A 7,673-nucleotide genomic window follows, 5' to 3' on the forward strand; every position below is an offset into this window, starting at 1 on the left:
CACGATCGGTGCAGACCATCCGGGGGAGTATAGGGAATGGGGCTCAGGCCATCATCGGGTAATGGCACATTGACTTCAACGATTTGGATATCGGAGGTATAGCAGGGGGGAATATGCAGGGTAAGGAAAGGTGCAGGAGCAGCCAGCCGAGGGCCGCTCCTGTTTCAACTTAGGCTAGCCGGCTACCAGTACGCGAATTGCCTCAAGGCGCAAGGCCGCCTTTTCCAGCATGGCCAGGCCTTGTTCACGCTGCTTGCGAAGGGCTTCGACTTCGCTTTCACGCACGCTCGGGTTGACCGCCTGCAGTGCTACCAGGCGCGCCAGTTCCTCGTCTGCCTCAGCCGCCAGACGGCGTTGGGCCTCGGTCACGCGCTCAACGTGGGTAGGCACCACTTTCTCTTCACCGCTGCTGATGCGTTTGGCCAGTACGTCACGTTGCGCTTGCACGAACTTGTTAGCGCTGGCGCGCGGCACGCTCTCGAGCTGATCGTTCAGGGTTTCGAAGGCCACGCGGGTGGCCAGGTCGTTGCCATTGGCGTCCAGCAGGCAGCGCAGGGCGGCGGGTGGTAGGTAGCGGCCCAACTGCAGGCTGCGCGGAGCCACCACCTCGCTGACGAACAGCAGTTCGAGCAACACCGTGCCGGGCTTGAGGGCCTTGTTCTTGATCAGCGCCACGGCGGTGTTGCCCATCGAGCCGGACAGCACCAGGTCCATGCCGCCCTGTACCATCGGGTGCTCCCAGGTAAGAAACTGCATGTCTTCGCGCGACAGGGCCTGGGCGCGGTCGTAGGTGATGGTGACACCCTCGTCGTCCCCCAGCGGGAAGCTGGCGTCGAGCATTTTTTCGCTCGGCTTGAGAATCAGTGCATTCTCGGAGTGGTCTTCGCTGTCGATGCCGAACGCATCGAACAAGGTTTCCATGTAGATAGGCAGGGCGAACTGGTCGTCCTGTTCCAGAATCGCTTCGACCAGTGCCTCGCCTTCGCCGGCGCCCCCTGAGTTGAGTTCCAGCAGGCGGTCACGCCCGGTGTGCAGTTCGGCTTCCAGGCGCTGGCGCTCTGTGCTCGCTTCTGCCACCAGGGCATCCCAGGGCTTGTTGTCCTGGCCTTGCAGCAACGGCAACAGCCGCGGGCCAAACTGGTGTTGCAGGGCGTTGCCAGTGGGGCAGGTGTTGAGGAAGGCATTGAGGCCTTCGTGGTACCACTGGAACAGGCGCTCCTGCGGCGTGCCCAGCAGGTAGGGAATATGCAGCTCAATGGTGTGCTTCTGGCCGATCCGGTCCAGGCGCCCGATGCGCTGCTCCAGCAAGTCGGGGTGCGCTGGCAGGTCGAACATCACCAGGTGATGGGCGAACTGGAAGTTGCGCCCCTCGCTGCCGATTTCCGAACATACCAGCACCTGGGCGCCGAACTCTTCGTCGGCGAAGTACGCAGCGGCGCGGTCACGCTCAAGGATACTCATGCCTTCGTGGAACACCGATGCCGGTATGCCAGAGCGCACGCGCAGGGCATCTTCCAGGTCCATTGCGGTTTCGGCGTGGGCGCAGATCACCAGCACCTTGGTGCGCTTGAGCATTTTCAGGGTGTCGATCAGCCAGTCGACCCGCGGGTCGAAGCGCCACCAGCGCTCATCGTCTGCCACCTCTCCCTGGGCCTGGAAGGCCACTTCGGGGTACAGCTCGGCATGCTCGCCGACCGGCAGGTTGCCGTACTGTTCTGGGGCGGGCAGCGGGTAGGCATGCAACTGCCGCTCCGGGAAGCCCTGGATTGCCGCACGGGTGTTGCGGAACAGGACACGACCGGTGCCGTGGCGGTCCAGCAGTTCGCGGATCAGGCGGGCGCTGGCCTGGGTGTCGCCATCGCTGACGGCAGCCAGTAACGCTTCGCCTTCGGCCCCGAGAAAGCCCTGGATGGTGGCATGGGCCTTGGGCGACAGGCGGCCTTCGTCCAGCAATTCCTGCACGGCCTCGGCCACGGGCCGATAGTGCTCGCTTTCGGCGCGGAAGGCGGCCAAGTCATGGAAGCGGTCAGGGTCCAGCAGGCGCAGGCGGGCAAAGTGGCTGTCCTGGCCCAGCTGTTCCGGCGTGGCGGTGAGCAGCAACACACCCGGGATCACCTGGGACAGTTGTTCGACCAGGGCATATTCGGCACTGGCCTGTTCTTCGTGCCAGACCAGATGGTGAGCCTCGTCGACTACCATCAGGTCCCAACCGGCAGCGAACATCGCGTCCTGGGCCTTTTCATCCTCCACCAGCCATTCCAGCGCAACCAATGCCAGCTGCGCGTCCTCGAAGGGGTTGCTGGCATCGCTTTCAATGAAGCGCTCGGCATCGAACAGGGCGACCTGCAGGTTGAAGCGGCGGCGCATTTCCACCAGCCACTGGTGCTGGAGGTTTTCCGGCACCAGGATGAGCACGCGGCTGGCACGGCCGGACAGCAACTGGCGATGAATCACCAGGCCGGCCTCGATGGTTTTACCCAGGCCCACTTCGTCGGCCAGCAGTACCCGAGGGGCGCTGCGGTCGGCGACCTCACGGGCAATGTGCAATTGGTGCGCAATCGGTTGCGCGCGGCAACCGCCCAGGCCCCACAACGCTGATTGCATCTGCTTGCTGGTGTGGTGCAGCGTGTTGTAGCGCAGGCTGAACCAGGGCAGCGGGTCGATCTGCCCGGCGAACAGGCGGTCGCTGGCCAGGCGGAACTGGATGAAGTTGGACAGCTGGGTTTCTGGCAGCGTCCGCGGCTGGTTCTGGCCGTCCAGGCCGTGGTAGACCATCAGGCCGTCGATGTCCTCGACTTCCCGAACGGTCAGCTTCCAGCCTTCGAAATGGGTGATCTGGTCGCCCGGAGAAAAGCGCACGCGGGTCAGCGGCGCGTTGCGCAGGGAGTACTGACGGGTATCGCCAGTGGCCGGGTAGAGCACGGTCAAGAGGCGGCCATCCTGCGCCAGGATGGTACCCAGGCCGAGCTCTGCTTCGCTGTCGCTGATCCAGCGTTGCCCCGGTTGATACTGCTGCGCCATACTGCCTGAACTCCCGCGATGAAAAAGCCGATTATGTTAACGGATCGGCCGGCCAGACCAAAGTGCCGAGTGCACCTTCTGGCGCCGAACGGTGATGGCAAATGCGTCATTCTAGCCGTTTCATCGCCTCATGCCGTGCTGCTCGAGGGTCGTTCATCAACATGTCTGCCAAGCATCACTGGACAAGCACTGGCCTGGTGGCTGGCTGCCTGTTGTTGGCCGCGTGCCAGCAGAAGAACTTCGAGACACTGCCTGCCATCCCCGTCGAGCAGTTGGAGGTGTTGGGGGTGCAGGCGCCGATCAAGAGCGTGCACTTTCGCGACCGTGATGGCGAAGGCTTGCTGGTGCTGAGCCGCAGCGATGGCCAGGCCAGCGACCCGGACAGCGAACAGGAAGTGGACAAGGTGGTGCTGAAAGCCACCCTGTACGGGCGCAGTGCAGAGCGTGAGGCATTCAAGCCCCGCTGGCAGATCGAACAGGAAACCACCTGCCCAGGGCTCGACCTGGATGTGGACTTCTACGCCGACGTCAGCGATGTCGGCGACCTCAATGGCGATGGCGTTGCGGAAGTGACCGTCGCCAGCCATGCATACTGCGGCGGGGGGATCGACCCCCACGACATCGCCATCGAGATGCGCGAGGGGCAGGCCGTTTACACCATCACCGGGCAGTCGCTGATTACCCCGGCCGGCGAGGAGCCGATAGGCGGCGAACGCGTGGACAGCGCTTCGCTCAAGGCTGCATCGGCGCAGGTTCGAGCCCATATGGATGCGGTGTGGCAACAGGTGTACAAGCGGCCTTGGAGCGAAGTCAGCCCGCCAGCCGACGACGACCCGGATGACGAAGCCGAATAATTGTTGTCCATGACATCAAGGTCAATTCGCGCCTGCCGATACAGGAGCATAGGAGAACGTCCATGCTGCCACCGATCATCCCGCTCAGTGCCGTACCGGTGACCTCGCAACAGGACCCGGTAAAACCTACCCCGGATATCAAGCCGGTGGTGCCGGCGCAGCCGGCTTCCGGCGAAAGCGCCATCGATCTCAAGCAGCAGCGCGACCCCCAAGAGCAGGAGCTGCTGCTGCGTGAAGAGCAGCGCCGGCAGCAACAGCGCCGGCGTCAGGGCGATCAGCAGCGTTTCAGTGCCGTGCCGGGTGACGAGGTCAATGCCGACAACACGGTGCCTGTAGCACCGTTGATGGGTGAGCCCGTGCGTCAGGGCCTGCTGGTTGATATCGAAGTCTGAGGCAGGGCTGGTCAGCGCATGCCCCTGGCGTCATCATGCAATCTCCGTAGATCGTCGAGCCCGAGCATGAGCCAAGACAACCTCATCGATTTCGATGCCGAGCGCGCCAAGCGCGTGCATGACCTCAAGGAAAAGCGCCTGAACGAGATGCGCAATGCGTTCGAGCAGGCCTTGCCGTTGAATGCCTCCAAGAAGAAGCCCAAGCGCAAGCCCAAGAAGCGCTGAAACTTGACGCAGGTCAAGCCTGCGCCTGCCTCCTGTGCCCGCCCCCGGGCACCCTCCATACCCATTGACACCGGTCAATTTTCCCCGCCCGCAGATTGGTTAACTTAGCCCCATCGGACAACGGCACACGAATGGAGGCCAGCATGTTCTTCGACAACGTGGTTATCGCAGGCGTGGTAACGGTTGGGTTGATGGTGGCTTTCTTTGCCGGTCTGGGCATTTTCATCTGGAAGGACTCGAACAAGCGCAAAGGGCGCTGACCTTTCAGGTACACGAGCACGCAAGGCATTTAGGGCGACTTCGGTCGCCCATTTTTTTTGCCTGGACGCTTTGTATTCAAGGGTGCGAGTGCGCGCTCAGCGTCGCTTGGCGTACGTGTCTTTCAACTTCATCGGGAGGTTAGGTGATGGCCATCACATCGCAGGACATCTGCAGCGCTGCCGAACAGCTCAAGGGTTTTGTCGGGTTCCATGGCAAGCGCGGCTGCCACATTGTGCGCTTTTCCGAGGATTCGTTCGGCATGGATGTCGCCGACGCCAGTATCACGCCGTGCAACGAGTTCGTCTGGCGCCACGAGCAGGGGCAGCGCATGGCGCTTTGCCGTGAACGGCTTGCCTTGCTGTTGGCGCAGCATGTGGATGACCGCCTGAATATCACTGAGCCTCTACGGGCCTACCTGCGCCGCAGTGACCTGCCCGAGATAGTGGCTGAGCGCAAGTTGCAGGCGGCTGCCCAGGTCAGCGGGCAAGGGACATGAGGTCTGGCATTTCGTGCAGCCCTTGCGTGCCAGCATGCAACCGGTGCGCGACCATGACTTGATCGCGGCCGGCGCCTTTGGCCGTATACAGCGCCCGGTCTGCCTGTTCCAGCCAGGTGTCGGAGGTATCAAGGTGGGCGCCGAACGGGCACAGGCCAATGCTGAGGCTGATGCGAAGGGTGGGCAGCTGCGGGTTGCGGTAGCTGCCAACCCGCTCGCGCAAGCGTTCCATCGCCTGGCAGGCCTGCGCCTCGCTGGTGTCTGGCAGGATCACGCAGAACTCATCGCCCCCGTAACGCCCGGCTTGGTCGCCTTCGCGCAGGGTGCGACGCAGCTCGGCGCTCAATTGACGCAGCACGCAGTCGCCGATGACGTGGCCAAAGGTATCGTTGATTGCCTTGAAGTGGTCGATGTCGATCAGTGCAATGACTGCGTCGCTGCGGTGTTTCCTGCATTTCTGAAAATTCAGCATCAGCAGGTCCTTCCAGGCGCCATGGTTGAGCAGCCCGGTCAGGCTGTCGGTAAGGCTCAGCGCGCCAAGCCTTCGCTTGTGCTCGGCAAGCTTGATTGCCAACTGATAGCAGACCCAGCCCAGCGCCATTGGATAGAGGGTGAGCATGGGCAGGCTGGCGTAGACTTGCAGCGTGGTGGCCTCAAGCTCCAGCCCGGGGCCGAGCAACAGTACAGCAACGGCCATGCCGCCCAATTGCGCCAGTGCGCCGCGCAACACCAGGCGTTTCCCGCCGGCCGCCACGTTGTTCATGGTCATCATCGACAGCACGGTAACTGTCGGCAGTGGGTTGAAATGCATGGCTGCGGCCCAGAACCCGCCCATCAGCGAGTCGAGCACAAGGTTGCGCTGTTCTGCCTGGTAGGGCGCCTCGGAGCGTGCAGCCCACTGGTAGGCAAGGTGGGGCCATACCAGGCCATTGAACAGCATGAAAGCCCACACCCATGGAGGTGGCGAGAGCGGCGCCGTGCCTGCCATCACACACAATAAACCGATGCCCATGCCAAAAACACGCGGCAGGTAGATGCGCTTGGCGAACGAAAGGCCCTTGCCGGAGCGTGTGTTCATGGCTGTGGAATCTCTGTCAGGTAACCGTTTATCGCATAAATCGCATGAATATTGTGAAACAGTGTCGCGCCTCCGAACACTGGCCTTACAGGCCAATTCAAGGTTGATGCGATCACTGGCCGGGCGGGGCAGGGCTGGGCTGTCGGCAACGGCTGCCAAGTGCAAGGGTTTGGGGCGCGGGGGATTCGGGAGGAGGGGGTGCCACCTGGTCCTGATGTGGGGCAGGGCCAGGTGGGCGGTGGTCAGCGCTAGTGAGTGGCGCGGCCCTGTTCTGACGCTTTTTCGTCCTCGAGCAGTTTCGACGGCGGCTTGCCGCTGTCGCTGCGTACCTGCGCGTGGCTGATGAGGGCGAAGATGAAACTGCCACCTATGATATTGCCTGCCAAGGTAGGCAGTGCAAAATGGAGCCAGAAGCTGCTCCAGGTTTCTTCGCCGGCCCACACCAGGTAGGACACCTCCACCGAACCCACCACGATGTGGGTGAAGTCGCCGAGTGCCATCAGGTAGGTAATAAGCAGGATGATCCAGATCTTGGCATTTTCCATGGACGGGATCATCCATACCATGGTGGCGATCATCCAGCCCGACACAATGCCCTTGGCGAACATCTGGCCAAGGTCGTTCTCCATCACCTTGTGGCCCACCTCCAGGAAGGCAAGGTCGGTCTTGGTATCGAAGATCGGCAGCTCCAGCATTACCCATGCCACCAGCAGCGTGCCGGCGAGGTTGCCTGCCAGTACCACTCCCCACAGGCGCAGCAGGCGGCCGAAGTTCGCCAGGGTGGGCGTGGTCATTACCGGCAGTACGGCGGTGAGGGTGTTTTCGGTGAACAACTGCTGCCGCGCCAGGATGACGGCCAGGAACCCAGCGCTGTAACCGATGCTTGCGATGACCTGGGCGCTTTCGCCGTCGGGTAGGCGGGAATACAGCAGCCCCATGGCCATCAGCGACAAGCCCATGGACAACCCGGCTGCCAGGGCAGACCACCAAAGCGCAGCCAGGGTCCGTTCCAGTTCCTGGTCGCCCTGAAGGCGTATGGTTTCGTGCAGCACCGCCGCCCTGGGCGGCTGGTTTACGCTGACTTCCTGCTGTTCATCCGCAGACAAGCCCGGGGTTTTATCGCTGTGCGCGTCGCTCATCGCCGCTACGCTCCGTGGTGGGTTTCTCTACAGATCCACCGGGCCCTCATTTAGTTGCCGCGCAAGTGCCCGGGCACTGCAAAAGTTTTTTCAGATCAAGGTGTTGACTCCCAATTTAAACCGCGTATTATTCGCCACCTCGCAGCGATCAACGCTTCGGGGCGAGTCAGGTGTTGTTGAGTTTGACAGCTTCTCTGGAAGCCTTTG

Annotated in this window: 8 protein-coding genes; 5 read left to right on the top strand and 3 right to left on the bottom strand. The window is 62.3% G+C overall.

From position 1 onward, the window contains the following. Positions 1-174 precede the first annotated feature (174 nt). Positions 175-3,021, bottom strand: coding sequence for an RNA polymerase-associated protein RapA (gene rapA / locus PPA02S_RS20370; RefSeq protein ID WP_028633200.1), 2,847 nt, complete (start codon positions 3,019-3,021; stop codon positions 175-177). Positions 3,022-3,182: 161 nt separating this feature from the next. Here rapA and PPA02S_RS20375 point away from each other — a divergent pair, with 161 nt between their 5' ends. From PPA02S_RS20375 to PPA02S_RS20390, 5 genes are all read left to right on the top strand, one after another. Next, the gene (locus tag PPA02S_RS20375) at positions 3,183-3,875 is read left to right on the top strand and encodes a M949_RS01915 family surface polysaccharide biosynthesis protein (protein ID WP_028633199.1); all 693 of its coding nucleotides are present in this window, start codon (positions 3,183-3,185) and stop codon (positions 3,873-3,875) included. A gap of 62 nt (positions 3,876-3,937) precedes the next feature. Beyond that, positions 3,938-4,267 (top strand): hypothetical protein, encoded by a 330-nt coding sequence (locus tag PPA02S_RS20380; protein ID WP_028633198.1) that lies wholly within the window; start codon positions 3,938-3,940, stop codon positions 4,265-4,267. Positions 4,268-4,333: 66 nt separating this feature from the next. Continuing rightward, a complete protein-coding gene (locus PPA02S_RS23230; protein WP_169338811.1) occupies positions 4,334-4,492 on the top strand; it encodes a hypothetical protein in 159 nt (52 codons plus the stop codon). 143 nt (positions 4,493-4,635) lie between these two features. After that, positions 4,636-4,752: a cytochrome c oxidase subunit CcoM gene (ccoM, locus tag PPA02S_RS23475; protein ID WP_028633197.1), complete on the top strand. Its 117-nt coding sequence runs from the start codon at positions 4,636-4,638 to the stop codon at positions 4,750-4,752. Positions 4,753-4,898: 146 nt separating this feature from the next. Then, positions 4,899-5,249, top strand: a complete 351-nt coding sequence (locus PPA02S_RS20390; RefSeq protein WP_028633196.1) for a DUF2025 family protein — start codon at positions 4,899-4,901, stop codon at positions 5,247-5,249. Here PPA02S_RS20390 and PPA02S_RS20395 read toward each other — a convergent pair. After that, entirely contained in the window at positions 5,230-6,327 is a 1,098-nt protein-coding gene (locus PPA02S_RS20395) for a diguanylate cyclase (protein WP_042141858.1), read from the bottom strand. The genes PPA02S_RS20390 and PPA02S_RS20395 overlap by 20 nt on opposite strands. Positions 6,328-6,575: 248 nt before the next feature. After that, a complete protein-coding gene (locus PPA02S_RS20400) occupies positions 6,576-7,466 on the bottom strand; it encodes a formate/nitrite transporter family protein (RefSeq protein ID WP_028633195.1) in 891 nt (296 codons plus the stop codon). Positions 7,467-7,673 lie beyond the last annotated feature (207 nt).

Source organism: Pseudomonas parafulva NBRC 16636 = DSM 17004, assembly GCF_000730645.1.
Lineage (GTDB): Bacteria > Pseudomonadota > Gammaproteobacteria > Pseudomonadales > Pseudomonadaceae > Aquipseudomonas > Aquipseudomonas parafulva.

What these genes read in the sequence shown, in the direction of transcription:
- ccoM (WP_028633197.1), top strand. Translation starts at nt 4,636, where the DNA reads ATGTTCTTCGACAACGTGGTTATCGCAGGCGTGGTAACGGTTGGGTTG.
- PPA02S_RS23230 (WP_169338811.1), top strand. Translation starts at nt 4,334, where the DNA reads ATGAGCCAAGACAACCTCATCGATTTCGATGCCGAGCGCGCCAAGCGC.
- PPA02S_RS20400 (WP_028633195.1), bottom strand. Translation starts at nt 7,466, where the DNA reads ATGAGCGACGCGCACAGCGATAAAACCCCGGGCTTGTCTGCGGATGAA.
- rapA (WP_028633200.1), bottom strand. Translation starts at nt 3,021, where the DNA reads ATGGCGCAGCAGTATCAACCGGGGCAACGCTGGATCAGCGACAGCGAA.
- PPA02S_RS20380 (WP_028633198.1), top strand. Translation starts at nt 3,938, where the DNA reads ATGCTGCCACCGATCATCCCGCTCAGTGCCGTACCGGTGACCTCGCAA.
- PPA02S_RS20375 (WP_028633199.1), top strand. Translation starts at nt 3,183, where the DNA reads ATGTCTGCCAAGCATCACTGGACAAGCACTGGCCTGGTGGCTGGCTGC.
- PPA02S_RS20390 (WP_028633196.1), top strand. Translation starts at nt 4,899, where the DNA reads ATGGCCATCACATCGCAGGACATCTGCAGCGCTGCCGAACAGCTCAAG.
- PPA02S_RS20395 (WP_042141858.1), bottom strand. Translation starts at nt 6,327, where the DNA reads ATGAACACACGCTCCGGCAAGGGCCTTTCGTTCGCCAAGCGCATCTAC.